Raw genomic sequence first — 302 nt, 5'->3', positions numbered from 1 at the left:
GCATCTCCACCAACCGTAAGGTCGCTAGCAGTAAGGTCATCGCCTTCAACATCAGATGCTTGTGATAACAGTTGCTCTTGGCTTAGACGGATAGAACCATCTTCATCGATTGAGTACGCTAAATCGCCTGACACAGGTGCATCATCAACCGCAGTTACACTCACATCGATGTTGGCAGAGACCGTATCGGTGCCGTCTGATACATCGAAGCCGAAGTTTACGTCACCATTGAAGTTCTCGTTTGGCGCAAAGGTGTAAGTACCATTACCGTTATCAGTAAGGATACCGTCACCGCCATCGTA

General features: G+C 48.3%; 1 protein-coding gene. It reads right to left on the bottom strand.

What is annotated here, in order from left to right:
• Window positions 1-302, bottom strand: a 302-nt coding sequence (locus AB4585_RS21665; RefSeq protein ID WP_372170881.1) for a cadherin-like domain-containing protein, incomplete at both ends; no start/stop codon positions are given.

The sequence above is a fragment of the Vibrio sp. 10N.222.49.C9 genome (assembly GCF_041474985.1).
Classification (GTDB): domain Bacteria; phylum Pseudomonadota; class Gammaproteobacteria; order Enterobacterales; family Vibrionaceae; genus Vibrio; species Vibrio crassostreae_C.
Note: the sequence above shows the minus strand (reverse complement) of the source record. Positions and strands in the feature narration are given on the sequence as shown.